The sequence below is a fragment of the Fibrella rubiginis genome (genome assembly GCF_017353185.1).
Classification (GTDB): domain Bacteria; phylum Bacteroidota; class Bacteroidia; order Cytophagales; family Spirosomataceae; genus Fibrella; species Fibrella rubiginis.
Genome location: NZ_JAFMYV010000001.1, coordinates 627,472 through 652,338, shown reverse-complemented (window position 1 = coordinate 652,338; position 24,867 = coordinate 627,472). Strand labels below are relative to the sequence as shown.

22 protein-coding genes and 1 pseudogene are annotated in these 24,867 nt (G+C 51.7%); 11 read left to right on the top strand and 12 right to left on the bottom strand.

Annotated elements, in window-relative coordinates:
- The first annotated feature begins 41 nt into the window (after positions 1–41).
- Complete coding sequence (locus J2I47_RS02450; protein WP_207362955.1) at positions 42–1,343, top strand: T9SS type A sorting domain-containing protein; 1,302 nt, start codon at positions 42–44, stop codon at positions 1,341–1,343.
- Here J2I47_RS02450 and J2I47_RS02445 read toward each other — a convergent pair.
- The 3 genes from J2I47_RS02445 to ffh form a co-directional block, all read right to left on the bottom strand.
- A complete protein-coding gene (locus J2I47_RS02445) occupies positions 1,332–2,813 on the bottom strand; it encodes a S41 family peptidase (RefSeq protein WP_207362954.1) in 1,482 nt (493 codons plus the stop codon). The two genes, J2I47_RS02450 and J2I47_RS02445, sit on opposite strands and share 12 nt — an antisense overlap.
- Before the next feature lie 133 nt (positions 2,814–2,946).
- A complete protein-coding gene (locus tag J2I47_RS02440; RefSeq protein WP_207362953.1) occupies positions 2,947–3,405 on the bottom strand; it encodes a hypothetical protein in 459 nt (152 codons plus the stop codon).
- 131 nt (positions 3,406–3,536) lie between these two features.
- Complete coding sequence (ffh, locus tag J2I47_RS02435; RefSeq protein WP_207362952.1) at positions 3,537–4,856, bottom strand: signal recognition particle protein; 1,320 nt, start codon at positions 4,854–4,856, stop codon at positions 3,537–3,539.
- 212 nt (positions 4,857–5,068) lie between these two features.
- On the opposite strand from ffh, the gene J2I47_RS02430 reads away from it, so the two are divergent.
- A complete protein-coding gene (locus J2I47_RS02430; protein WP_207362951.1) occupies positions 5,069–5,371 on the top strand; it encodes a superantigen-like protein SSL4 in 303 nt (100 codons plus the stop codon).
- 94 nt (positions 5,372–5,465) lie between these two features.
- Here the strand turns inward: J2I47_RS02430 and J2I47_RS02425 are convergent, their stop codons facing one another.
- The 3 genes from J2I47_RS02425 to J2I47_RS02415 all read right to left on the bottom strand — a co-directional run bounded on the left by J2I47_RS02425 (position 5,466) and on the right by J2I47_RS02415 (position 8,751).
- A complete protein-coding gene (locus tag J2I47_RS02425) occupies positions 5,466–6,695 on the bottom strand; it encodes an aldose epimerase family protein (protein ID WP_207362950.1) in 1,230 nt (409 codons plus the stop codon).
- A 209-nt stretch (positions 6,696–6,904) separates the two neighbouring features.
- Positions 6,905–7,825 carry a malate dehydrogenase gene (mdh, locus tag J2I47_RS02420; protein WP_207362949.1) on the bottom strand — a complete coding sequence of 307 codons (921 nt, stop codon included), beginning with the start codon at positions 7,823–7,825 and terminating at the stop codon, positions 6,905–6,907.
- 125 nt (positions 7,826–7,950) lie between these two features.
- Entirely contained in the window at positions 7,951–8,751 is an 801-nt protein-coding gene (locus J2I47_RS02415) for a Rossmann-like and DUF2520 domain-containing protein (protein WP_207362948.1), read from the bottom strand.
- A 158-nt stretch (positions 8,752–8,909) separates the two neighbouring features.
- Between J2I47_RS02415 and J2I47_RS02410 the strand changes: the two genes are divergently transcribed.
- From J2I47_RS02410 to J2I47_RS02395, 4 genes are all read left to right on the top strand, one after another.
- Positions 8,910–10,415, top strand: a complete 1,506-nt coding sequence (locus J2I47_RS02410) for a 4Fe-4S binding protein (protein ID WP_207362947.1) — start codon at positions 8,910–8,912, stop codon at positions 10,413–10,415.
- A gap of 287 nt (positions 10,416–10,702) precedes the next feature.
- Positions 10,703–11,428 carry a DNA methyltransferase family protein gene (locus tag J2I47_RS02405; RefSeq protein WP_207362946.1) on the top strand — a complete coding sequence of 242 codons (726 nt, stop codon included), beginning with the start codon at positions 10,703–10,705 and terminating at the stop codon, positions 11,426–11,428.
- The gene (locus tag J2I47_RS02400) at positions 11,370–12,890 is read left to right on the top strand and encodes an Eco57I restriction-modification methylase domain-containing protein (protein WP_207362945.1); all 1,521 of its coding nucleotides are present in this window, start codon (positions 11,370–11,372) and stop codon (positions 12,888–12,890) included. The genes J2I47_RS02405 and J2I47_RS02400 overlap by 59 nt, the downstream gene beginning before the upstream one ends.
- Before the next feature lie 5 nt (positions 12,891–12,895).
- On the top strand, positions 12,896–15,400 hold the full coding sequence (locus J2I47_RS02395) for a GIY-YIG nuclease family protein (protein ID WP_207362944.1): 2,505 nt from the start codon (positions 12,896–12,898) through the stop codon (positions 15,398–15,400).
- Positions 15,401–15,689: 289 nt separating this feature from the next.
- Here the strand turns inward: J2I47_RS02395 and J2I47_RS02390 are convergent, their stop codons facing one another.
- Positions 15,690–16,907 (bottom strand): hypothetical protein, encoded by a 1,218-nt coding sequence (locus J2I47_RS02390; RefSeq protein ID WP_207362943.1) that lies wholly within the window; start codon positions 16,905–16,907, stop codon positions 15,690–15,692.
- Between the two features lie 329 nt (positions 16,908–17,236).
- Between J2I47_RS02390 and J2I47_RS02385 the strand changes: the two are divergent.
- The 5 genes and pseudogenes from J2I47_RS02385 to J2I47_RS02365 form a co-directional block, all read left to right on the top strand.
- A pseudogene (locus tag J2I47_RS02385) lies at positions 17,237–17,506 on the top strand (4Fe-4S binding protein); the annotation flags it as partial.
- Between the two features lie 265 nt (positions 17,507–17,771).
- The gene (locus tag J2I47_RS02380; RefSeq protein WP_207362942.1) at positions 17,772–18,383 is read left to right on the top strand and encodes a hypothetical protein; all 612 of its coding nucleotides are present in this window, start codon (positions 17,772–17,774) and stop codon (positions 18,381–18,383) included.
- An 87-nt stretch (positions 18,384–18,470) separates the two neighbouring features.
- Complete coding sequence (locus tag J2I47_RS02375) at positions 18,471–18,755, top strand: hypothetical protein (protein WP_207362941.1); 285 nt, start codon at positions 18,471–18,473, stop codon at positions 18,753–18,755.
- 156 nt (positions 18,756–18,911) lie between these two features.
- Positions 18,912–19,892 carry a pyruvate dehydrogenase complex E1 component subunit beta gene (locus J2I47_RS02370; protein WP_207362940.1) on the top strand — a complete coding sequence of 327 codons (981 nt, stop codon included), beginning with the start codon at positions 18,912–18,914 and terminating at the stop codon, positions 19,890–19,892.
- A 202-nt stretch (positions 19,893–20,094) separates the two neighbouring features.
- On the top strand, positions 20,095–20,415 hold the full coding sequence (locus J2I47_RS02365; protein WP_207362939.1) for a hypothetical protein: 321 nt from the start codon (positions 20,095–20,097) through the stop codon (positions 20,413–20,415).
- A gap of 27 nt (positions 20,416–20,442) precedes the next feature.
- Here J2I47_RS02365 and J2I47_RS02360 read toward each other — a convergent pair whose 3' ends face one another.
- The 5 genes from J2I47_RS02360 to J2I47_RS02340 all read right to left on the bottom strand — a co-directional run bounded on the left by J2I47_RS02360 (position 20,443) and on the right by J2I47_RS02340 (position 24,801).
- Positions 20,443–20,904: a DUF6691 family protein gene (locus tag J2I47_RS02360; protein WP_207362938.1), complete on the bottom strand. Its 462-nt coding sequence runs from the start codon at positions 20,902–20,904 to the stop codon at positions 20,443–20,445.
- Positions 20,905–21,100: 196 nt separating this feature from the next.
- Positions 21,101–21,676 (bottom strand): YeeE/YedE family protein, encoded by a 576-nt coding sequence (locus J2I47_RS02355; RefSeq protein WP_207362937.1) that lies wholly within the window; start codon positions 21,674–21,676, stop codon positions 21,101–21,103.
- 53 nt (positions 21,677–21,729) lie between these two features.
- Positions 21,730–23,136, bottom strand: a complete 1,407-nt coding sequence (locus tag J2I47_RS02350; RefSeq protein ID WP_207362936.1) for an MBL fold metallo-hydrolase — start codon at positions 23,134–23,136, stop codon at positions 21,730–21,732.
- A 97-nt stretch (positions 23,137–23,233) separates the two neighbouring features.
- Positions 23,234–24,034, bottom strand: a complete 801-nt coding sequence (locus J2I47_RS02345) for a sulfite exporter TauE/SafE family protein (RefSeq protein ID WP_207362935.1) — start codon at positions 24,032–24,034, stop codon at positions 23,234–23,236.
- 59 nt (positions 24,035–24,093) lie between these two features.
- Positions 24,094–24,801 carry a hypothetical protein gene (locus J2I47_RS02340; protein WP_207362934.1) on the bottom strand — a complete coding sequence of 236 codons (708 nt, stop codon included), beginning with the start codon at positions 24,799–24,801 and terminating at the stop codon, positions 24,094–24,096.
- Between the last annotated feature and the right edge of the window lie 66 nt (positions 24,802–24,867).

The window sequence follows — 24,867 nt, the reverse complement described above, 5'->3', positions numbered from 1 at the left end:
GAAAAGCAGTAGTTTGGTGGCCCGTAATTGTACGAACCACCATGAAACTACTGCTTTTTTGTGTCCTGTTGGGAGGAATTGGTCATCGGTCACAGGCTCAGGACACGTTTTTCGAGCAGCACTTTTCTATCGGCTCATCTCTTAGCACCTACATTGGTAACGATCCTAAAAGCCAGTTCACCTTAATAGAAGGCAATTCAAATACGTGTGTAGCCGGAAATAGCACCGCGGCTATCACAAATAGCACCCTTGAATTCTACCGACCCCGCGGTTGTTCTGGTCAGGTCATCGCCACGAGATCAATAGACTTTCTTACCATCCCAAGATCACTTTATATTCAGTTCTCACTTGAAGTTGAGACCAGTGCTGATGGCATTGGGGCTGCATTTATCGGTTTTGGAGCCAATGGGGCTAATAGCGCCTATGTCGACAATGGTACTTATCGTAATGATGAGACGTTCGCTAAACTAACAATTGGTTTTAAGGCATCGACAGCTGCGAACGCGTTCACGTTGCGCGACGTAAACACGAATATCACTTCAGCCGCTTTCACTGGCAGAAAAACAATCACCTGGGTATTGAACAATAGTGGTTTTGTTGTTACCTACCTGACGCCTGATGGAAGCACACAGAGGTTAGCCAACAACCTATATGATGCCTGGATAGGCAACACACGGGTGTTGACCAACCGGCCCGCTATAACGGCAGACATTGACATCAAGCGGTTCAAAATCGTCTTTGAAGGGGGACAATCATCTGTTGGAAAAATCTGGATTGGTGATCTTCTTTTTCGTGACGTCAGTGGTATTTTGCCTGTTTCCATTACCGATTTTCGTGCGTTGGTTAATGGGCCAAGGGTTGATCTGAGTTGGCAAACGGAAAACGTAGCAGACGGATCATTCTTTGATGTTGAACGAAGTCGCAATGGACTCGAATACGCTGTCATTCAACACATTAGCTATGAACTGGACCGGACTCATTACGGTTACACCGACCATGCGCCACTTCCCGGAACAAGCTATTACCGATTGCGGCAGCACAGCCCCGACGGCATTACTACCCTGAGTCGGCCCGTTGCCGTCAATGTTGTTACAACCGCGCCCGGCCTGACCGTACTTGATAATCCGGGCAACGGCTTGGTTATCCAATTGTACTCCAACAACCTGATCGGAGCCACCTACCAACTCGCGAGCCTTACCGGTCAGCGGCTACCCTGCCAGACAAGCGAAACGCCCGACGGACAGGTGACACTACAGCCGCAGCATCCCCTTCCATCGGGCGTTTACTTACTCACCGCCACCACCGGAACAGTCCGGCTCACGCGGCGGGTATTAATTCAGTAGCTTGCCGTTGGGCTGTAGCTTCAGGTCTATGAACATGTTTTGGCCACCTGCCTTGCGATCAAGCGATGAACCCAAAGCGGTAACGTTGCCAACACTCCCCAAACGACCACCCGTTGTCAGGCCCTTCATATGGTTGATGGCGGCAGCCAACAGAGGATCACGCGTATCACCAATGGGTACCAGCGGGTAAGAAAATTCATTGACGGCCACCGTTGGCGTGAAACCAGTCCAATAATCTGACTCATTGTTCTTGTTGAACGACCGGAACACAATTGGCTGCATACCCCACTGATTCTTCGGGTTTTTGTCGTCGGTAATCGTGATTGAACCTACGTTTTTACCGTAGCTTGTTGCACCAATGGTATTCACCGTCATAAATGGACGCAGCCCGTTGATGATTAACTCACTGGCCGATGCTGTTCCACGGGTGGTCAGTACATACAATCGCTGCAACTGATCTCCGATGTTGTTTGCCTTGACGCTGAAGTAGTTATAAAAGAAATCGTTGCCGTATTTCGGATTGTTCTTGATCTCGTTGGTGATGAGTGCATTCCACTCCGTACGTGCATAGGGGACTTTTGCCTGACCATTCAGCCCCTTCACCAACAGACTAGCCAATTGAGTAGATGAGGCTACTGACCCACCACCATTGTAGCGCAGGTCGAGCACCATCTCGTTGACTCCCTGCTGTTTGAACTTGCCAAAAATAGCGTTCACCTGATCGTCATACTGCGTTGAGTTCGAGTTGTTCGGGCCAGGTACAAACTGGTTGTACATCAGGTAGCCAATCTTACGGGTGCCGTCAGTGTAAACTGAATCTTTAAAGATTGGATTTTCCTGAAAAACCACCGGCGTAATAGACTTGGTGGTTGTGGTATTCGTATATACGCCATTTTGTAGAGTAGCAATACCGTACGTCTGCGTAACGGTCTCATCAGCAAAAGCCTTGTTGATCACGGTCTGATCGGTAGTCAGCGTAACGCCGTTAACTGAATAAAAGGCGTCACCCCGCTTCAGACCAGCTTTGTCTGCGGGAGAACCGGGCAATACATACAAAATGATCCCATACACGTTGCTCGTACCACTGGGATTAATCAGCCGGAAATCGGCACCAGTGGTCTTACTTTCGCCACTCAGCAGTGCTTTTAACTCAGCCGAACTCTCCTGAATCCAGGAGAACCGGTCGCGCTGCGGATTTGCTGTATTGCCATAATCATAGAGTAACGAATAGAAAAAATCACTGGGTGCCTTGGTTGTATCAGGTTTAGCAGGAATCTTGTCTGTCCAGTAGTAGTAATCCCGCATATTGCTCAAAATCCAGTTATCTACGTAACCATTGGTCGCCGTGGTGGGAGGAGTAGTACCCGACGGATTGACCACAACCGGGTCCTTCTTGCAGGAAGTCAGCAGGGCTGTACCAGCAAAGGCCAGCAGCAGCGAAGTACGTAACGTAAGCACCTTTTTGATCATCGAAGTTTGTTGTTTGGAACACTGTACCTATAACGTAAAAAACCCGCTCAGCGTGGCTATGAGCGGGCTAAAATAGTATTAAAATGAGCTACTGACGAATGAGAACTAACTGATCAGCAGATAGACATTGCACTTAAGGCATTGTATTGCCGCCTCGTTTATTAAACTGATACACAAAGCCGAGATACGAATAAAAAATGCCCGACTTAAAGTTGGCGGCGGCTGAGGGCGAGAGTTCAAACGCCACCCGGAGGTTAGGGATACTCACCACCGGGGCTACCCGCACGCCCACATGCAGGGAATAACCGTCCAGCACTTTCCCACCATCAATGGCATTGAGCGCGGTAAGCTTAATGCCCGGCCCTACATAGAAATTGGCCCGCTCAGTGCGGCTCACATTAAACATTGGGCAGAACGTGGTGCTCAACTGCTCGAACAGCGAGTTAGTCTGCAACCGGGCATCCAGCCAAACCGGCTTGTCAGGATTGGTGCTCACCGTAAATAACCCAAAACTGTTGAACGGATAATAGGCTACCGACGCCTGGCAAAACGCCGTAGCGGGGAAAAAGAGAAGAAAGAGAAGTGTCTTCATAGATTTAATCAAGGGCTACAACACAGAGATGCACAGAGGACCACGGAGTTACACAGAGATTTTTTATCGCTATTTTTTCCCTTTGTAACTCCGTGGTCCTCTGTGCATCTCTGTGTTGTAGCCCCTCTTTTTTACCGCATCATCTTCGGCATTTTGCCCGACGCCTGCATGTTGTTCATTTTTTTCATCATCTTCCGCATCTCGTCAAACTGCTTCAACAAGTTGGTAACCTGCTGAAGGTCAGTACCTGAACCGGCGGCAATACGCTTCTTACGACTTGTGTCAATGATGTCGGGACGTTCGCGCTCTTTGGGTGTCATTGAGCTGATGATGGCTTCTATAGGGGCAAATGACTGGTTATCCAGATCGAGGTCTTTCACCATCTTGCCCATGCCGGGGATCATGCCGAGCAGGTCTTTGATGTTGCCCATCTTCTTGATCTGCTGCAACTGGCTCAGGAAGTCGTTAAAGTCGAACTGGTTCTTCCGCATCTTGGCGTTGATGCGGCGGGCTTCGTCGTCGTCAAACGCCTGCTGCGCCCGTTCCACCAGCGAGATCACGTCGCCCATACCCAGAATCCGGCTGGCCATACGGTCGGGGTAGAAGATATCGAGGGCGTCCATTTTCTCGCCCGTGCTCATGAACTTGATGGGCTTGTTCACCACCGCCCGGATGGAGAGAGCCGCTCCACCCCGCGAATCACCGTCGAGTTTGGTGAGCACCACCCCATCGAAATCGAGGCGTTCGTTGAATGTTTTGGCGGTGTTGACAGCGTCCTGTCCCGTCATGGAATCGACCACAAACAGTGTTTCTGTTGGATTGAGGGCTTTTTTCACATTCTCAATCTCCTGCATCATGGCTTCATCCACGGCCAGACGACCGGCCGTATCCACGATCACCACCTTTTTGTTGGTGCGCTTGGCGTGGGCCAGGGCGTTGGTCACGATAGAAACGGCGTTTTTGTTTTCTGGCTCCGAAAAGACCTCAACACCCACCTGCTCACCCAACACCTTGAGCTGGTCGATGGCGGCGGGACGGTAAATATCGGCGGCTACGAGCAGCACATTTTTGCCCTGCTTCTTGATGTAAGCGGCCAGCTTTCCCGAGAATGTGGTCTTGCCCGACCCCTGCAGCCCTGCAATCAGGATAACGGCGGGATCACCTTTCAGGTTGATCTGTTTGGCTTCGGTGCCCATCAGTTCGGTCAGTTCTTCCTGCACGATCTTGACAAACAACTGCCCCGGTTCAACGGCAATAAGCACTTTCCGATCCAGTGCCTTCTGCTTCACGCGGTCGGTTACGTCCTTGGCAACCTTATAGTTTACGTCGGCATCGGTGAGGGCGCGGCGCACCTCTTTGATCGTAGCGGCAACGTTGATTTCAGTAATGCGCCCCTGCCCTTTTAGGGTCTTAAACGCCTTATCAAGCTTATTCTGTAGGTTCTCGAACATAATACGACAAAGATAATACGTTTATGGGCAGCAGCCCGCCCCGACCGTTTTCCTTCTATCAGTGTATGTACATTATATACTTATACCGTGAATTAATTGATATTAAATTTTACGAATGACACAATGCCCATACATTTCTTTCGTCTTTAAAGTATATCTTGCTCTTTGTAACTGAGAAACTGCCTAACCGCAAAATTAACTAGTGCCTCCTTATGAAACGCGCTTTAACAACTCGTGTGGCTGTGTGCTTGCTAACAAGTGGCCTATTCTACACCTCAACCATGGTGGCCCTGGCTTCACCATCACAGTCGGTTAACCGACCTGCCCAGGAGGCCTCACGTACCACAACCGCCCGTACTAAATCTGCCGAGACTCGCTCTACGCCTGTCAAATCGTCGCCAGAGGTAGCGGTGGCCAAACCAACACCCAAGAAAGATGCCCCCGGCAAACGCTTCTGGGGTCGGATCATGGATCATTTCCGCGAGATTCACTCGGCCGAAAAAAAGCCAAAATAGGGTTTAAGGTGTAAGGTGCAATGTCTAAGGCTGGCTGACGCGAACATACTCTTGCGTCAGCCAACCTTAGACATTGCACCTTACACCTTAAACCCTATTTCCCAAACCGATACACCGTAGTCTGCGTGTAGGTCTGGCCGGGTTTCAACAAAATAGAGGGATAGCTCGGGTGGTTCGGCGAGTCGGGGTAGTGCTGGGCTTCCAGCGCCAGCCCCTCGCGGAAATTGGCCGCCCTGCCATATTTGCCGGGGTCATTAGCCGTGAAGAAGTTGCCGCCGTAGAACTGCAGCCCCGGCTCGGTGGTCAACACGGTCATCTTAATACCCGACTTGTCGCCGGTTACGTCGGCCACCTCACTGAGCGTACCCATTTTGTGGTTCAGTACCCAGTTGTGGTCATAGCCTTTGCCAAAGGTCAGCTGCTCGTTTTTGGTCTCTACCCGCGCGCCGATGGCCGTGGGCTTGCGAAAATCAAACGGCGTATTGGCCACCGGAACAGGTTCACCCTGAGGAATCAGCCCTTTGTCTACCGCCGAAAACTTATCGGCATCGATACGCAGGACATGGTTGTTGATGGTGCCGCTACCCTCTCCGTTCAGGTTGAAAAAGGCATGGCTCGTGGGGTTCACCGGCGTCACCTTGTCGGTCGTGGCTTTGTAGTCGATCTTCAGACCGGGCTGACCCGCCACCGACTCATCAATTGAATAGGTTACGGTGGTGGTCAGGTTGCCGGGAAAACCACCTTCGCCATCTTTGGCCACGTAGGTCAGCTGCACCGTGTGGTCGTTGATCTGCCTGGCCTCCCAGACGCGGGTATGAAAGCCACTTGGTCCGCCGTGCAGCGTATTGCCGTTGTTATTGAGTTCGGTATGGTAGGTCTTGCCATCCAGCGTGAACGTACCCTTGGCAATCCGGTTGCCCACCCGCCCCACAATGGGGCCATAAAAACCTTCGTTGGCCTTTTGGTAGGCGGCTGTATTGCCAAAACCCATCACCACGTCCGTCATTTTGCCGGCTTTGTCAGGTACCAGCAGGCTCACTATGCGAGCCCCGTAGTTGGTTATAGCCACCTCAATACCCTTCCCTTTCAAGATATACAGTCCCGTTTTCTTACCGCCAATCAGCGTTTCGAACGGTTCCGGGTTGGGCAGTTTATACGTGATTGCCGTGGTATCGGCGCCGGTAGCACTGGCTGTCGTGTCGGGGTTGGGGGTAGCGGCGGCGGGCGTATTGGCCATGTTGGAATCTGTTTTTTTGGTCGACGACTGGCAGCCAGCCGTACTAAGCAGGCCCAGCAGCAGAGCCGGATAGATGAGTTTTTGCATGGGTGTAGCCAAATTGAGTAATCAGCAGGGAAAGAGTCGGATATAATGGAGTTACTACAAAAAAATACGTCGACCAGGGGCCGACGTAATTCTTGATTACTAACCTATGATGAAACAAGTTTCATTGCAGATAAAAGAAGGTGAATCGAAAAATTACCCCTCTCAACTGACTAAACGGGCCAAAAAAGACGGAGTAGCTTAAACGAGCCTTACAGCACGCTGTTCATGCTCCGCACGGCCTCGGCAGATTTGTTGAACGTGGCCTGTTCGTCGTCGGTGAGTTTGTAGTCGATGATCTGTTCCCAGCCGTCTTTACCAATGACAACGGGCACACCCAGGCAGATATCCGACTGACCGTACTCGCCGTTGAGGGCTACGCAGCAGGGGAAAATGTGCTTCTGGTCGCGCACGATACTCTCAACGAGTTCGGCCACGGCCGCACCGGGGGCATACCAGGCTGAGGTGCCGATGAGTTTGGTTAGCGTAGCGCCGCCTACCATGGTGTCGGCCGCTACTTTTTGCAGCGTAGCCTCGTCCAGAAACTGGCTCACAGGTACACCATTGCGGGTGGCGAGGCGAGTGAGCGGAATCATGGTCGTGTCGCCGTGACCGCCAATCACCGTGGCGTGGATGTCGTTGGGCGGGCAGTCGAGGGCCATAGACAGGTACGTCTTGAATCGCGCCGAATCCAGAATACCACCCATGCCGATAATCCGGTTTTTGGGCAGGCCCGACGTTTGCAGCGTCAGTTGGGTCATGGTGTCCATGGGGTTCGACACGATGATGATGATTGCATCGGGCGAGTGCTGCAGGATGCTTTCCGTCACGCCTTTCACAATGTTGGCGTTGGTGCCAATCAACTCTTCACGTGTCATGCCCGGCTTGCGCGGAATGCCCGACGTGATCACAACAACCCCCGACCCGGCGGTTTTGGTATAATCATTGGTTGAGCCGGTGATTTTGGTGTCGAACCCGCACAGTGTGGCAGTCTGGAACATGTCGAGGGCTTTGCCTTCGGCCAGGCCTTCTTTGATGTCGAGCAGAACGACCTCCTCGGCCAGCTCGCGACGCATAATGTTATCAGCACAAGTGGCTCCCACGGCCCCGGCTCCTACAACGGTGATTTTCATGAAAAAACGGAATGAGTATAGAATTTAGAATCCGGAGGTAAAGGTAAAGGCGAAAGAATGAAAGACCGAAAGAGTGAAAGGGCGAAAGCAGCTTACGCTAGAGCAAACTTTCACTCTTTCACTATTCACGCTTTCGCCCTTTCGCTAATGCTCTCACTCACCACCCCATATAATCGGGCCACAACGGGGCGGGTGCGCAGGTAGGCCAGGTGGTTTTGCATCACCTGCGTATCGTGGCGGCGGGCGGGACCGGTTTGCACGTCGGCGGGGTGTTCGGCGTCGAGGGCTTTGCGGATAGTTTCGCGGATGAGGGGCTTCAGAAGATCAAATTCAAGGTCTTCGGCGTCGGTGATATCTTTGGCGAGGGCCATGAAGTGGTTGGTGAAGTTGCAGGCCAGCACCGCCGCCACGTGCAACGCCCGCCGTTCGGCTGAGTCGACGAGGTATACAATCGTGCTGATCTCCTGCCCCATCGTCACCAATTGACCTTCTGTTTCGTCATTGTCGGCTTCGATGCAGAGAGGAATCTGTTCAAAATCGAGCAGCGCACGACCCCGCGTGAAGGTTTGCAGGGGATAGAATACGCCTGTTTTCACCGGAATATCGCTGTAGATACCCACCAGTTGCTGTAATCTCTCCAGCGGTTGCCCACCCGACGTATGCACCAGCGTGGCCCCTTCGGGCAGTACAATCCGGGCGCATACCTCGTCGATGGCATTGTCGGGAACGGCCAGAATAAACAATTGCGACGGGTTTTCGGCCAGGTTCAGGTCTGAAATGGGCCGGGCGTCGTAGAGCATGGTGGCCAGTTGCCGGGCGTGGGTCAGCTGCCGGCTATAAACGGACAGTACGTGATGTCCCGCGTTTTCCAGTGCCGGTGCCAGATGCCAGGCCACGTTGCCTGCGCCAATAAAGGTGATGGTCATGGATGTGAATGTACAATGAACAATGAATAATGTACAATGGTATTACCCGCAATACGTCTCAAGGCAAACCCATTCGCCAAAGGAGGCGTATATGTTACAAATTGGCAAAGCTCCATTGTACATTGTTCATTGTACATTGTACATTCAAACGATTCATTATGCCCGCTTTCCTGCGCCCCCTTGGTCTTGGCCTGTTCCTGCTTGGCTTTGCCGTTTTCATCTTCGTGCTGACACTCGGCCAGTTCGAGTTGACAGAACCGGTGGTCAAACAGACGCTGAAACCGGAACACCAAACGGCCCTGGCATCACGGCTGGAGCCACTTCTGGGCAAAACATATACGAATCAGTGGGCCTTTGTAGGCGACCTGCGCGGCGCCATCAACGGCTACAATGCTGAGCAGGAAGCTAAACAAAACTGGAAAGCCGTCATCTACGACGAGTACCTCTTCGACCTCACCAAACGGAGCACTGTTGGGTCTCCCGTAGCTAATGCCGGGCTGTGGTTTTGGCTCAGCTTTGGGCTGGCGGCGCTGGGCGGCATTCTCTTCGCGCTCCCCCGCCTGAATGACAAACCGGGCATTCGCAACAACGGCCTTATGCGTCACCCCGCCACCCACGTAGGCTGGATCGGTATTGTGCTGGGTACGTTTCTGATCGGGTTCTACGTGCTGCTGTATTTCTACCCCGAATACATCACTAACTGGACTTTGCTGGTCGACCCACTCAGCCGCGCACTAAACGGCGGCACCGCCAGCAAATGGTTTCTCTACGGTACGCTGTATACGGTTATTGTACTGGTCATGGGCGTACGGATGCTTATCAACTACCGCCACAGCCGGTATCAGCAGTACCGCACACTGTCGGTAATGGGCTTCCAGTTGTTTTTCGCGTTCCTCATTCCCGAATTGATGAGCCTGCTCAACGCGCCCTACCAGGACCTGAAAAGCATCTGGCCGCTGGACTACGACTTCTTTTTCGACTATGAAATCAACGCCAAACTAAAGGCCGGTACGCTGGGCATCTTCATGTTCGTCTGGGGCACGGCGCTCTCTACGGTGGGGGTGCCGGTGATTACCTATTTCACGGGCAAACGCTGGTATTGCTCGTGGGTGTGTGGCTGCGGTGGCCTGGCCGAAACCCTCGGCGACCCCTTCCGGCACCTGTCCGACAAGTCGCTGAAGGCCTGGAAATTCGAGCGCGTGATTGTGCATTCGGTGCTGGTGTTTGCCGTAGTCATGACTGCGCTGGTGTTGTACTCATACGTTTCGGGTCAGTCGGCTCTGTTTGGGTTTCTCGACTCCTACAGCGTGCGGAAGGCGTATGGTTTTCTGATCGGGTCTATTTTCGCGGGGGTAGTGGGTACGGGCTTTTACCCGCTCATGGGCAGCCGTGTGTGGTGCCGATTCGGCTGTCCGCTGGCGGCGTATCTGGGTATCGTTCAGCGGTTTAAATCGCGCTTCCGCATCACCACCAACGGCGGGCAGTGCATCTCCTGCGGCAACTGTTCCACCTACTGCGAAATGGGCATCGACGTGCGGGCCTATGCCCAAAAAGGACAAGACATCGTGCGTTCCTCGTGCGTGGGCTGCGGTATCTGCTCATCCGTCTGCCCACGGGGCGTACTCAACCTGGAAAACGGCCCGGTGTCGTCGCGGAAGATTTAACAAGCTGTTTGAGATAGCGGAGCAGCCCCAGCGGGGTGTCCTGTCAAAAGCTTAAGATGATTCTAATTGACCATAAGCCCTGTAGGGGCGACCCGGATAGGCCGCTCCTGACGGAGCTAACTAGCATTTGTTGCCCCATGTTGCTATTAATAGGACACCCCGCTGGGACTGCTCCGCTATCTCAAACCGGTTTTTTTCAGAGAATCAAAATCACTAAAAACGTGGGCCTGATATCGTGGCCTTAGCGCGAACGCGCTAACTTAGCTACACAGTAGCATACATGAATAATGACTGAGTTAGCTCAAGTAATACAAGCGGACAGGCAAGTAAAATCTAAGAAGCGAGTAGCCGATCACGGCGAAGTATTTACGTCGGAACGAGAAGTAAACGCCATGCTCGATTTGGTTAAAGACGAAACCGAGCGAATCGACTCCCGCTTTCTGGAACCCGCCTGCGGCACCGGCAACTTCCTGGTTGAGGTGCTACGCCGAAAACTGACTGTCGTAACAAGTTGGTACGCAAGCCGCCAAGCTCAGTGGGAACGCTATGCAGCCCAAGCCGTCTCCAGTATTTATGGTGTTGATATCCTTGAAGACAACGTGGAAGAGTGCCGTGAGCGACTATTTCAGTTAGTAGATACGCAATACAAGCAGCTTTTTAGTGACCGTTGTTCCAATGCTTGCCGAGCTACATATCGATTCATTCTAAGTCGGAATATTCTATGGGGAGACGCGCTCAACCTGAAGACACCGGACGAAAAAGCCGAGCCGATTATCTTCTCTGAATGGGGATTCGCTACCGGTAACATGGTGAAACGGCGTGATTACACAATGGATAAACTGCTAAAAAATCAGCCTATGGAAGGCCCAAACCTGTTTTCGGACATGGGTGATCAGGCATTTATTCCAACACCAATTGAAGACTATCCACTCACGCACTTCCTGAATCTGGCCGATGACGCCCTCAACGAATTACAACCCGGACGTACTGACCTGTCTGGCCAATCTGAGTAACGACGAAGTATTTACACCGCCTTCGCTGGCAAACCAAATTCTTGATTCGTTGCCCGCCGACCTGTGGCAAAACAAAGACGCTACCTTTCTTGACCCCGTTTGCAAATCGGGTGTGTTCCTGCGAGAGATCGCCAAACGGCTCTTGGTGGGCCTTGAAACGCAAATCCCCGATCCGCAACAACGGATTGACCACATCTACAAAAACCAGCTCTTTGGCCTTGCCATCACCGAACTAACTGGCCTGCTCTCGCGCCGAAGTGTCTACTGCTCCAAAACTGCCAACGGTACGTACTCCGTCTGTGACCACTTCGGCGACGAGCAAGGAAACATCCGGTTTCAGCGGACGGAACACACCTGGAAAAATGGCAATTGCACTTACTGCGGAGCCACCAAAGAACGCTACGACCGGGGCAACGACCTGGAAACCTACGCCTACCAATTTATTCATACCGACAAGCCCGAAAAACTGGTAAAAAAAATGCGATTTGACGTCATCATCGGCAACCCACCGTATCAACTTAGTGATAGTGGCTTTGGCGAAAGTGCAAAGCCCATTTATCATCTGTTTGTTGAGCAAGCTAAGAAACTCAATCCACGTTATTTAACGATGATTATTCCGTCCCGTTGGTTCGCTGGCGGAAAAGGATTAAGCGGATTTCGTAATTCCATGCTGCGTGACCACCGCATATCTCACCTAATAGACTATCCAAAACTGTACGACGCATTTCCTAATGTAAAAATCAGAGGCGGAGTCTCGTACTTCTTATGGGATCGAGATTATGATGGTGAATGCTCTGTACAAACGATGTGGAATAGCGAACCAGTCGGCCAACCAACGAAGCGGTTTTTAGACAGTTACGATGTTTTAGTCCGTAGAAACGAAGCCATTCCCATTCTTAATAAAGTTCGTGCGTTCCGCATTGGAGATCAGCCAGAACTGACTTTGGAAAGGCGGGTTTCTAGTAGAAAGCCCTTCGGCTTTCCTACAAATTATCACGGGGCTGAATCACCTGAAGGTTTGCAGGCAGCGATTAAGTTTTATGGCTCACAACGGATATCTTGGGTTGAGCGGTCAGATATTCAGCAAAATTCGGAGTGGATTGACAAATGGAAGGTTTTGATGACCCGTGTCCAGGGTACGAGTGCTGCGGTTGAAACGATGTTTCTTAGTAAACCTATAATTGGAGAACCTGGTCAAGCATGTTCGGAGACATACTTGGTAGCTGGTGTGTTCGACAGCAAATTGATGGCTGAACGTTATGCAACATATTTACGGACACGGTTTGTACGCTTTCTTGTATCTCTACGCAAAGGGACACAAGATGCTGCAAAGGATGTGTACGCTTTTGTTCCTGATATTCCTCTGGATTGTGATTGGACCGATGAGAAATTATATCAGCGGTACAGATTAAACGAGGTCGAGATTGCTACTATAGAGAGTACAGTACGTCCTATGGAATAACGTTTATGAGCCAACCTTTCTTTCCGCCGCGGCCCCCGGCTACGCCAACTATCTATGCCTACGAACTGATCGACGTACCCGGTCATTCGGGGTGGCTCAAGGTTGGCTACACCAACCGGAACGCCAAAGACCGCGTTGCCGAGCAACTAAAAACCAGTCAGGTCAAGTACACCATCGTGTTGGAGGAGTCGGCGATGCGGACCGACGGCAGCGCGTTCAACGACCATGACATTCACCGTTATCTTCGTAAGAAGGGCATCCACAACCCGGATGGCGAATGGTTTGTCTGCACAGTGGCGCAGGTGAAAGCGGCAGTCATTGCCTTAAAAAGCGGCGAGGCAAACGAAGACAATCGGACGCTTACCTTCGGGATGCGCCCTGAACAAACCGAGGCCGTTGAGAAGACGAGTGCTTATTTTCAGAGCTTTCACGGCGAAAATCCGGGCCAGACGCCCCACTTTCTTTGGAACGCCAAAATGCGGTTTGGCAAAACCTTCGCCACGTACCAATTGGCAAAGAAAATGGGCTGGAAGAAAGTCCTGGTGCTGACGTTTAAGCCCGCCGTGCAAAATGCCTGGGAAGAAGATTTGCAAACCCACGTCGATTTTGCCGGATGGCAGTTCATCTCGCGCAACGGTTCGCTGTCCTTCGAGCAAGCCGACAAAACAAAGCCCATTGTCTGCTTTGGTTCTTTTCAGGATTATTTGGGTAAGAACGAAGCCGGGGGCATCAAGCCCCGCAACGGGTGGGTACACGCCACCCACTGGGATTGTGTGGTCATGGATGAGTACCACTACGGGGCCTGGCGCGAGAGTGCCAAAGAACTCTTTGAAGCTGAGGGCAAAAAAGAGGTGGCCTTTGGTGAGGGCGAAGGCATCGATTACTTCGATGAGAGCATTATGCCCATCACCACCAACGGGTATCTATACTTGTCAGGTACGCCCTTCCGGGCCATTGCCTCCGGCGAATTTATTGAAGAACAAATTTATAACTGGACGTACTCCGACGAGCAACGGGCCAAAGAACAGTGGCCGGGCCAGCCAAACCCGTATGCCTCTCTACCCCGCATGGTCATGCTCACCTACCAGCTGCCCGACTCGATCCGGGAAATTGCGACGGGTGGCGAGTTCAACGAGTTTGACCTGAACGTGTTCTTTTCGGCACTTGGCGATGATGTACTGGCCCGGTTCAAGTACGAAACGGAAGTTCAGAAGTGGCTTGATCTCATACGTGGGTCGTATTTGGAGGAGGCCGTCAACAACCTCAAAATGGGTGTCGAAAAGCCGCCCATGCCCTTTTCTGATTCCCGACTGCTCAACCTGTTGTCGCACACATTCTGGTTTCTACCCACGGTAGCGGCCTGCCACGCGATGAAGAATCTGTTGGCCCAAAAGCAGAACCGGTTCTACCATGACTATACCGTAGTTGTAGCGGCGGGCAATAGTGCGGGGTTGGGTGTCGAAGCCTTAAAACCCGTACAGGCAGCAATGGTCAATCCACTGACGTCCAAGACGATTACCTTATCATGCGGCAAATTAACGACTGGTGTTTCGGTCAAACCCTGGACGGGCATTCTCATGCTACGGAACTCGTCAAGCCCAGAAACGTACTTCCAGGCTGCTTTCCGGGTACAAACGCCCTGGACAGTTAGAAACTCCGATAGCCTATCGCCAAACAAAGAGGAGATTGTAAAAGAGGAATGCTACGTGTTTGATTTTGCCCCCGACCGTGCATTGCGGCAGGTAGCCGACTACAGTTGCCGATTGAACGTAAACGAGAGCAACCCAGAGGCGAAAGTGGCCGAGTTTATTCATTTCCTGCCCGTGTTGGCCTATGATGGCAGTTCTATGAAGCAGGTCGACGCAGCGGGCATTTTAGATATGGCGATGAGTGGCACGACCGCCACGTTGCTAGCCCGCCGTTGGGAGAGTGCGTTGCTGGTCAACGTAGATAACAACACCTTGCAACGCCTAATGAACAACAAAGATGCCATGACGGCTCTAATGACGATTGAAGGCTTTCGTAATCTGAACAAGGAGATTGAAACGATCATCAATAAGTCAGACTCGGTTCAAAAAGCAAAGAAGAAGGCAAATGATAAGCCACTGACAGACAAGGAGAAAGGCAAAATGACTGAGGAAGAAAAAGAGTACAAGAATCTGCGCAAACAGATTCAGGAAAAGCTCATCAAGTTTGCCACGCGGGTGCCCGTCTTCATGTACTTGACCGATTACCGGGAGCGAAGCCTGAAAGATGTTATCACCCAACTTGAGCCGGGTCTGTTCAAAAAAGTAACGGGCTTAATGGTTAAAGATTTTGAGTTGCTGGTTAGCCTAAACGTGTTTAACAGTGCGCTGATGAATGACGCCGTCTATAAATTTAAGCGATATGAAGACGCTAGCTTAGCATACGTAGGTATTAGTAAACACATTGGCGAAGACGTCGGCCTCTATGACACGGTTTTAAGTGCCGACGATTATCAAGCTAGCTTTGTTAATGAGAATCACTGATGTAACTCCCTATGCAACCCGCCGCCGCAAACCTTAATAGCTGTATCGCCAGTTTGCTATGGACAAGCCGCTGATGTTGATTTGAGATTTTAAGACAATGCGAAAGCGTAATGAAGAGGTTGATTTAATTTTTACAGGATGAGCAGTACTTAAGCTAAAACAATAGCCAGTTGTCAGTTAGAAATATCTCTTAGATTAAAACCTGTGCTGAGACAAAATCTTAAAAATTAGCATGCTCAAAAAATGCATTATCGTGTATTAAGAGTAAGATTAGCTGTACACACAATGGCTATTTCAACTTGTCGATCAGCGATTTGGTAGATACGGGTATACCAAGCGAGATATTGGTGAACGGTCGTCCAGTATTGATATCTTTAAGATCGATTGCCGCGGTTATGCCAAGCAGTTTTATTGTTGCTTGGGCCCGGACACCAACTGTGACATAACGCTCATATAAAAAAGTAGCCCTTCCTGAAATGCGACTATTGCTGCTTACTACACCCACAAACGGTTCCAGAAATAAATCAAAGACCTTGGTTGCCCGCTCGACAGCTACCCCTACAGCATAATAGTATTGATCTATATTTCTTCCTGGGGCAAAAATATTGTCATTGCTAGTTGGTTTACTACCGATAACAAGATTACGATTAGCCAATTCCTGCGTAAAAGGCACAGTGTCGCGAATTACTGACCCAACTACCCCGATTTCTGTGGTAACAGTACGACGTACATACTCTAAATGTCCAGCCCAAGAGATTCGTGTATCTTTCTTTGATATTAAAGCGTAGAATAAATCGGCATAAAGCCCTGCACTTTGTGTCGACACCCGACTGTCAATTGAGAACGTTTGTACGGCAAGCTGACTCTCTCCTACTTTCAATGGATTTCTTGGAGTTGTATTGATATATCGGACCTGCGGTATTGCAGTAGCCGAATCGACAGAAAAATTTCGGTTTGAGAATCCGCCGACCCGCATGTGTACTCTAGGGCTTAAGTCAAATTTAAAGATACCCTCGAATGAAAAGTTTGTCAACGTACTACGTTGGCTAGTTGGGTCGAGGTTAGAGCCAGCAAACAACAGAAAGTCATTACGCAGAATGGCTGGTGGTTCTGGCTCCTCCCTAAATGCATCTAGTAATACTGTAAATGACTTTTGCTTCCCAGGATTGCCTTCTAGCTTGTAAGTCATCAGCAAGGTGTAGTCCTGTAAGTTATGTTCGGTAGTATCATTTGAAACAATCAAGGGAATAAACCATTCACCATCCCCTGTGAACGAATGCGTGGCTGGTTCTGGGTCTGAGTTCAACTTAACAGAACCGGGATTGACGAGCGTGACAGTTACAATGACCGGCTTTGAAATGCCTTTGGCAACTACCTTAACACCTGCCGATGAGACATCAGGATGACGAAATAACCTCGTTGGCTGCTTAGGAAAATCAATAGTTTGACCTATGGCTAAAGTAGTAAGCGATAGGTAGAGTAAAAGCGAGGGTAGGTGTATTTTCATGGCCAGAAGTTGAACTGAACAGGTGCGTCTACTAATTTCTAATACAGTTGGTAGATGCGACAAAAATCATACATGGCCTATTCTGCCAAAAGGGGAAAATTACCCTTTCTCGCAACAGAAAAATCCCCTATTCTTTTGATCCATGCACACCTTAGCTACCCGTCAACCGCTGTCGGGTTTGGTTCTGCACTCAACCTGGGGAGGCCAATACGTGTCTACCGCAATGCGGAAGCTATTTGATTTACATAACGGCTTTTAGGATATTTCAAAGCAAAAAGCCCGCCTTGTGAAGGAAGGCTTTTAGACTAACTGTTGTTTGCTGTAAATCTTGGTGCCGGTTTGGCTGTCCGTTGGCGGCGTATCTGGGTATCGTTCAGCGGTTTAAGTCGCGCTTTCGCATCACCACCAACGGCGGGCAGTGCATCTCCTGCGGCAACTGTTCCACCTACTGCGAAATGGGCATCGACGTGCGGGCCTACGCCCAAAAGGGGCAGGACATCGTGCGTTCGTCGTGCGTGGGCTGCGGCATCTGCTCGTCGGTCTGCCCCCGGGGGGTACTCAACCTGGAAAACGGCCCGGTTAGCACACGAAAAATTTAAGGTCAGCGATCACAAATGAGCCGAATCCGTAAGCTGGTTAACTAGCAATTATACCCGTAAGTGGTCTTTTCCCTCGAAAAACATACTCTTAACTAATTAATTTGTGTTTTACGTGGAAAAAAATGGTAACTACTCGTGCTTGTCGACACTTGTAACTAAACGTCAACGCCAGCTGAAACTTGCTTTGCTTTCCCAGGCTTTTTTCATCTGTGTCTGCGCACACTTGGCCGAAAAGTTGTGGTGATTCTTTTGAGCTTTGACAACTATGCGTTTACTCATCTGCGTCCTACTGGCTTTGGCCAGCATCACCTGTCGTCAAAAAGACAATTTTATTCCAGTGCCAGACCAGCATGGGGGATTTGTCGAGATGACAGCAAATGGTAAGTCCCTCGACGACCCGGCATGCCCTATTTGCCCCAAAGATGTTGCATCGCTTAAACTCGTTTGCTACGCCCGGCAGGAAGCCGATACAACTATTCAGGCACTCAACGGCGTATTTCGCTACATCTGGATTGATCTGTATGACAACACAGGAGACGATGTAGGCCAAGTCTATTTCCGTGTGTCGAATTTCAATCCGGGCAGAAAACAACTTATGCAAGATGCTCCACCTTTATGGAACAGCATGACTACCTATATTGACTACTGGGATTGGGACACCCCTCTCGGTGTTTTCGACTTTGACAGTACCCAGCCTTATACGCTGGTGATTGACAAGTATGATGCTGTAGAGCAGTACGTCGAAGGTCGGTTTGATGTCGGCTATAGCAGTGCTGATGTTTCCATACCCATGCGTTCCAACCCGTCTACTGTGCGACTTGCAGGCCGCTTTAAAGCAAAAATTCGCTTGGTTAAAGAAGGAGAGTTTATAGAGTGACGACTGTTTCCCTACTGCCATACTGAACATAAGAAACGGCCCGGTGAGTACAAGGAAGCGTTGAGCTATCAGACCAGTTGCTACGTTATGATGACTTCTTACCTACGCCCCAGCCTGCGGGTACTTATCTGGAGCCTGCTGGTGGCTCTTTGCCTCAACCACTTCACGACAAGTCTGAATCCCTTTCAAGGGCTTGTTGTTCTGGTTCTCATCACCACTGCTGTGCTTGTGCAGTTGGTCTTATTACGCCGGAAAGGGTGGGTTTACGTGGGTACCTTTCTACTCTGGCTGATTGTGCTGACAACTATCTTCAGCTATATCGACGGCCGGATCTACGATCATCCGAGGCGGTATTATTCCATTCAGAAATAATCCGAATGTTTAGAACAGGCCCGCTGGGTCTGTGCATACGGCTTACTCTATCCTGAATTGCCACTCTGCGCTTCCTGTGCTAATTTTGGGCGAATTTCTGAACGGGCCGGACTGCCCGTCCGTTCGGTTCGTAAGCAGCTTACAACGCACTGATCCATGAGAGAAATACAATTCCGCGAAGCCCTGCGCGAGGCCCTGACGGAAGAAATGCGCCGCGACCCGCTTGTTTACCTGATGGGCGAAGAAGTGGCCGAATACAATGGTGCCTATAAAGTAAGTCAGGGTATGCTCGACGAGTTTGGCCCCGAACGTGTGATCGACACGCCCATTGCCGAGCTTGGTTTTGCCGGTATTGGCGTGGGGTCGGCCATCAACGGGTTGCGTCCGGTGATCGAGTTCATGACGTTCAACTTCTCGTTAGTGGCTATCGATCAGGTGATTAACTCGGCGGCCAAGATCATGTCGATGTCGGGCGGGCAATATTCATGCCCCATCGTGTTTCGCGGACCAACGGGCAACGCAGGGATGCTCTCGAGCCAGCACTCGCAGAATTTCGAGAACTGGTTTGCCAATACGCCCGGCCTGAAGGTGGTCGTTCCTTCAAACCCCTACGACGCCAAGGGCCTGCTCAAAAGCTCGATCCGCGACAATGACCCCGTCATTTTCATGGAGTCGGAGTTGATGTATGGTGATAAAGGGCAGGTGCCCGAAGAAGAGTATTTGATTCCGCTGGGGCAGGCGAACGTGGTGCGTGAAGGTACCGACGTCACGATTGTGTCATTCGGTAAGATCATGAAAGTGGCCCTCGCAGCAGCCGACGAACTGGCTAAGAATGGTGTTTCTGCCGAAGTGATTGACCTGCGCACGGTGCGGCCCATTGACTACGACACGATTCTCGATTCGGTAAAAAAAACCAACCGTTGCGTGATTGTGGAAGAAGCCTGGCCCCTGGCGGCTATCTCGTCGGAGTTGACGTACAACATTCAGCGCCACGCCTTCGATTACCTCGACGCGCCCGTTATTCGGGTCAACAGCCTCGACTTGCCCCTCCCCTACGCACCTACGTTGATTGAGGCTATTTTGCCAAGTCTGAAGCGCACACTGGAAGCCGTTGACTCGGTGATGTATAAGCGCTAAATCAACTGCCTGTAATTGCCTTTCCAAAAAGCGCCGTCCTCACCATGTCGGCGCTTTTTTTGGTGGCATTTTTTTTGTCAGTCAGCAAAAGGGATATTGGCCGCAAAAATTGCACCACCCGAAAAACTGTACGATTTGGAAAATAGTTTGATAATTTGTCAAACACCGCTTTAAAAATGCTCGCTTTTTCTCCGCAAAATTCATGCGTAGTCAATCGCTAACGATCTACGAAGTAACCGTTTCACCCATCGGTTCGCTGAACACATTACGCCATCGTGACCCCACGGTGGTTTACTTTTCCAACCTGCGCAAAGCCGTTGACGCTATCACGGGCGAACTGGCGTTCAATGGCTGGCCCGCCAAAGTAAACTACACGGCGGTGTACCGTGGCGTGAAAGAACGGGGATTTTACACCTGCGAATTCGACGTGGGCGGCACCCGCGTATTTCGGATAAAAGTGCTGCCCAAACTCCTTAACCCACCCCTGCCCAGACTGGGTATGGATGAAAATCCGGGAAGGTGAGGAAGAGAGTGGTAAGTGATAAACTCATCACTTACCACTACTTACCGCCCCATATACCCACGTTCCGGCGATGGCGCTGAGGAGGGTGACGGAGACAACACCGAAGCCCGCGCCGATCTGGGCGAACAGCGGCCCCGGACAAGCCCCCGTAATGGCCCACCCACACCCGAACAGCAGCCCGCCATAGATTTGTCCTTTATTAAACTGCTTGGGTGCAATCGAGATTGGGCTTCCGTCTAACGTCTTGACCCTGAATCGTTTGATAAGCTGCACCGACAGCATCCCGACCAGCACCGCCGAGCCGATTACGCCGTACATATGGAACGAATCGAGGCGGAACATTTCCTGGATGCGGAACCAGGAAATGACTTCGGCTTTAACGAAGACAATACCAAAAAGCAGCCCTACAATGCCGTAGACCCAGTTACCGACGGGGCGTCTTGCCGGGACCACAACAGGGATTTCAATTTCTTCTAGTTGAGTATTCATCGTGAGGTTGTATTGATTGTGTAAATGAAATAGTGTGCATTGGCTTCGCGCTCTAAGCCCTTCGACAAGCTCAGGGTGACAGGGAAGTTGAATCAACTCAAGAAGACTGAATCAATTTGACCGTCACCCTGAGCTTGTCGAAGGGCTTAGAGCGCGAAGCCGTCTAGCGCGAAGCCAATGCACAACCTTAATCCTGTCAAAAGCCAGCCAGTTTCATGAGCCAGGGCAGGCCCAGGTGGGTCATGGCAAAGCCGCCCACCATGAAGCTGATGGTGGCTACCAGCGAGGGCCATTGCAGGTTTGAGAGGCCCATGATGGCGTGACCCGACGTGCAGCCACCCGCCCAGCGTGTGCCAAAACCCACCAGAAAACCACCGAAGACAAAGAAAATTAACCCCTTCATCGTCAGCACGTTACTCCAGTTGAACAGATCGGCGGGGAGCAAGCCGGAGGTAAAGTCACCGATGCCGAGTGTTTGCAGGGCCTGGACAGTGGCGGGGGCAATGGTCATGGCGTGGGGATTGGTAAGCAACACGCCACCCACAAAACCACCCACCAGAATACCGCCCACAAACCAGAGGTTCCAGGCCTCCTTGCGCCAGTCGTAGGTGAAAAAGTCGAGGTTGGCGGGCATACAGGCCGCGCAGATGTGCCGGAGCGACGACGAAATACCGAAGGCCCGATTACCCAGTATGAGCAGCGTCGGCACGGTAAGGCCAATGAGCGGCCCGGCCACATACCAGGGCCAGGGCTGCGAAATAAACTCAATCATGATAGTTAGATAAAGTTGGTTACTGAATCACCAGACATAAGGCTGGCAGCCAGTCAGTGCACGTTTTGCTCATTGGCAGCCAGCAGTTCCGGGGCTACTTGTTTGATGGCGGCCAATCCCCCTTCCACGTTTACCACGTTGTCGAAACCACGGGCTTTCAGGATCGAGTTGGCCACCATAGACCGGTAGCCACCCGCGCAATGCACGTACACAGGCTCGGTATGGCTGATACTGGCAAGGTGGTCATTGAGCGTGTCGAGCGGGCTGTTTTCGGCAGTAGCCAGGTGCTCCACGTCGAATTCAGTGGGCTTCCGCACGTCCAGCACCGGGGCTTGGGGGTTAGCCGCTAACCGCTGCACAAAGGCATCGGCAGAAATAGACTCGATCGTATCAATCTCATTACCAGCTTGTTGCCAGGCTGGAAAGCCCCCTTCCAAATAGCCAATGCACTGATCGTAGCCAACGCGGGCCAGGCGCAGAACGGTTTCCTGCTCCAGCCCCACGGGCGTGATAAGCGCAATGGGCTGGGTAAGGTCAGGGATAAGCGCACCCACCCAGGGAGCAAACTGCCCGTTGAGGCCGATGTTGATACTGTTGGGAATGAAGCCTTTGGCAAAATTAGCGGCATCCCGCACGTCGAGCATCAGCGCACCGGTTTCATTCACCGCTGCCTCGAACGCCGCCGCCGACAGGGCATGACTACCCCGTTGCATCACCCGGTCAATCGGCTCGTACCCTTCCTTGTTGAGCCGCGCATTCTGAGCAAAATAAGCCGGTGCTTTACCCAGCCCGTCGAGCACCTGCTCCACAAAGTCGGCCTTCGACTTAGCCCGCAGGGCGTAGTTGAACAGTTTCTGATTGCCCAGCGTATCGGTGGTTTCTTTGCTCATGTTCTTGCCACAGGCCGACCCCGCGCCGTGGGCCGGATACACAATCACATCGTCAGACAGGGGCATGATTTTCGTGTGGAGGCTGTCGTAGAGCATTCCGGCCAGATCACGTTCGGTCAGGTCACCTTTTATGGCCAGATCAGGACGCCCCACGTCGCCAATGAAGAGGGTGTCACCGGTGAAAATGGCGTGGTCTTTACCCGTTTCGTCCGTCAGCAGGTATGTCGTCGATTCGAGGGTATGGCCGGGCGTATGGATAGCTTTGATAAACACCTTACCCAGCTTAAATACCTCACCATCAGTGGCATGGTGTACCGCGTACGTGGTATTGGCCGTAGGACCATAAACGATGGTTGCCCCTGTCTTTTTGGCCAGATCAATATGCCCCGACACAAAATCGGCGTGGAAGTGGGTCTCAAAAATGTATTTGATTTTAGCGCCGGCCTTTTCGGCCTTCCGTACGTATGGCGACGTTTCGCGGAGGGGGTCGATGATGGCGGCTTCACCATTACTTTCAATATAATAGGCTCCCTGCGCCAGACAGCCCGTATATAGTTGCTCAATTTTCATAAGTCAGTCGTAATCAGTACTTGTTTGAAAACAGTGTTGGGGTATGTTTGGGTTCTGAAGAGGCTGACAGACCGCCGCTTGAGATGGTTCACGCGGTCTACTTTATCACTTCCCGCACAATCATATAAACCGCCACGGTCAGCACAAACCAGCCGAAGCCTTTGCGCAGCTTTTCGGGCGCGACGAACCGCGACAGATACATACCCAAAAAGATGCCGAGGATAGACAGGCCGGTAAAGGGCAGCAGAAATCCCCAGCGCATGGATACGTGCTGCACGTCGCCGAGGAAGCCCACGAAGGAGTTTACCGCGATGATGAGCACCGACGTGGCTACGGCGCGGTGAATGGGCAACCCCGCCAGCAACACCAGCATGGGTACGATCAGAAAGCCCCCCCCGGCCCCGATTAGCCCCGTGAGCAGCCCCACGGCCAGCCCATCCAGCGCCAGCGAACCAAACCGAATTCTGCCGTCGTTGGCCATGCCTACATCGGGCTGTTTGGCCCGGATCATGGCGCGGGCGGCAAAGAGCATGACGAAAGCAAAAAACAGCAGCATGGCATCGCTTTTGGCCAGGCTCACGGTGCCGAACTGCACCAGCGGGTCGGGCAGGGCGGGCACCAGGTACCGCCTGCTGAGGTAGACCGACGCAAACGATGGTATGGCAAACGTGCCCGTCACGCGCAGATCGACGCGTTTTTTGAGGATATGATTCACCGACCCCACCAGTGAAGTAGTGCCCACCACAAACAGCGAATAGGTGGTAGCCAGCAGGGTTGGGATGCCAAAAATGTAAACGAAAATGGGTACTGTCAGGATAGACCCCCCGCCGCCAGCCAGGCCAATGACCAGCCCAACTATAATTGCCGATGTGTATCCTGCCAGTTCCTGTACGTTCATCACGGCTGCAAACCTACGATAACCGAGGGCAGTTCTGTGCGAGATGGGCCACGATCAGGTTACCGTATGCCAAAACCGAGTTGGGCATACCAGCCACCCGCATTGAGGCTAGGACCATTGGGCAGGCTGACATTGTTGGCCCAGTACCAGTTTTGGCCGTCGAGACCCAGCATGTAGCCCCCCGCCAGAAAAAATCCCTGCCGTTTCAGCTGCCTGGTGCTACTGTTGCGCATCCGTAGCCAGACCCGCCCACCCATGTTGAGCGGAAACGTGAGGTGGTTCAGCGAAATACCTTTGGCGTTACCGGCCACGTAGCTGTTGAAACCACCCACCTGATTGTCTTTCGAGGCTTCAATAGTGGAGGTCAGTACACCGATGCCAATGAGCGGACCAATGATAAGCGCCCCTTTATTCACCACGTCCAGTTCCAGATTAAGCTGCGTATTCAGCCCGGTCAACGCCGTGCGGCTATTGCCCGACAGGTTTTCGTTGGTATTCATCAGCGCCTGAAACCCCAGCCGCACCGGCAGTTTGCCCGTGAGAGGACCGCACAGAGCCACTCCAATACCAAAACGGGCACTATTATCATGAACGGCGTTGTAGCCATTGCGGGTCAGGATGGCATTGACGGGACCGTAATCAGACACCTGAATACCAGCCACTACATCTAACCCAACCCGAACGTTGGCATCTGAATTCTGCGCAAAAGACGTAACAGCGATAGCCTGAAAGAAGCCAATAAGAAACCGTATCTGACGAAGTTGCATAAGCGCTATGTGGCGTAGGGAGAGGAGACGACCGCCCCTTATTTTGCCACAATACTACGGTACCGT

Excerpts from the sequence above, each read along its gene's own strand:
- J2I47_RS02440 (WP_207362953.1), bottom strand. The coding sequence starts at position 3,405 with ATGAAGACACTTCTCTTTCTTCTCTTTTTCCCCGCTACGGCGTTTTGC.
- J2I47_RS02445 (WP_207362954.1), bottom strand. The coding sequence starts at position 2,813 with ATGATCAAAAAGGTGCTTACGTTACGTACTTCGCTGCTGCTGGCCTTT.
- J2I47_RS02410 (WP_207362947.1), top strand. The coding sequence starts at position 8,910 with ATGCCCGCTTTCCTGCGCCCCCTTGGTCTTGGCCTGTTCCTGCTTGGC.
- J2I47_RS02355 (WP_207362937.1), bottom strand. The coding sequence starts at position 21,676 with ATGATTGAGTTTATTTCGCAGCCCTGGCCCTGGTATGTGGCCGGGCCG.
- J2I47_RS02405 (WP_207362946.1), top strand. The coding sequence starts at position 10,703 with ATGACTGAGTTAGCTCAAGTAATACAAGCGGACAGGCAAGTAAAATCT.
- J2I47_RS02395 (WP_207362944.1), top strand. The coding sequence starts at position 12,896 with ATGAGCCAACCTTTCTTTCCGCCGCGGCCCCCGGCTACGCCAACTATC.
- J2I47_RS02340 (WP_207362934.1), bottom strand. The coding sequence starts at position 24,801 with ATGCAACTTCGTCAGATACGGTTTCTTATTGGCTTCTTTCAGGCTATC.
- J2I47_RS02415 (WP_207362948.1), bottom strand. The coding sequence starts at position 8,751 with ATGACCATCACCTTTATTGGCGCAGGCAACGTGGCCTGGCATCTGGCA.
- J2I47_RS02365 (WP_207362939.1), top strand. The coding sequence starts at position 20,095 with ATGCGTAGTCAATCGCTAACGATCTACGAAGTAACCGTTTCACCCATC.
- J2I47_RS02425 (WP_207362950.1), bottom strand. The coding sequence starts at position 6,695 with ATGCAAAAACTCATCTATCCGGCTCTGCTGCTGGGCCTGCTTAGTACG.
- J2I47_RS02360 (WP_207362938.1), bottom strand. The coding sequence starts at position 20,904 with ATGAATACTCAACTAGAAGAAATTGAAATCCCTGTTGTGGTCCCGGCA.
- J2I47_RS02370 (WP_207362940.1), top strand. The coding sequence starts at position 18,912 with ATGAGAGAAATACAATTCCGCGAAGCCCTGCGCGAGGCCCTGACGGAA.
- J2I47_RS02375 (WP_207362941.1), top strand. The coding sequence starts at position 18,471 with ATGATGACTTCTTACCTACGCCCCAGCCTGCGGGTACTTATCTGGAGC.
- J2I47_RS02380 (WP_207362942.1), top strand. The coding sequence starts at position 17,772 with ATGCGTTTACTCATCTGCGTCCTACTGGCTTTGGCCAGCATCACCTGT.
- mdh (WP_207362949.1), bottom strand. The coding sequence starts at position 7,825 with ATGAAAATCACCGTTGTAGGAGCCGGGGCCGTGGGAGCCACTTGTGCT.
- J2I47_RS02350 (WP_207362936.1), bottom strand. The coding sequence starts at position 23,136 with ATGAAAATTGAGCAACTATATACGGGCTGTCTGGCGCAGGGAGCCTAT.
- J2I47_RS02345 (WP_207362935.1), bottom strand. The coding sequence starts at position 24,034 with ATGAACGTACAGGAACTGGCAGGATACACATCGGCAATTATAGTTGGG.
- ffh (WP_207362952.1), bottom strand. The coding sequence starts at position 4,856 with ATGTTCGAGAACCTACAGAATAAGCTTGATAAGGCGTTTAAGACCCTA.
- J2I47_RS02400 (WP_207362945.1), top strand. The coding sequence starts at position 11,370 with ATGACGCCCTCAACGAATTACAACCCGGACGTACTGACCTGTCTGGCC.
- J2I47_RS02390 (WP_207362943.1), bottom strand. The coding sequence starts at position 16,907 with ATGAAAATACACCTACCCTCGCTTTTACTCTACCTATCGCTTACTACT.
- J2I47_RS02450 (WP_207362955.1), top strand. The coding sequence starts at position 42 with ATGAAACTACTGCTTTTTTGTGTCCTGTTGGGAGGAATTGGTCATCGG.
- J2I47_RS02430 (WP_207362951.1), top strand. The coding sequence starts at position 5,069 with ATGAAACGCGCTTTAACAACTCGTGTGGCTGTGTGCTTGCTAACAAGT.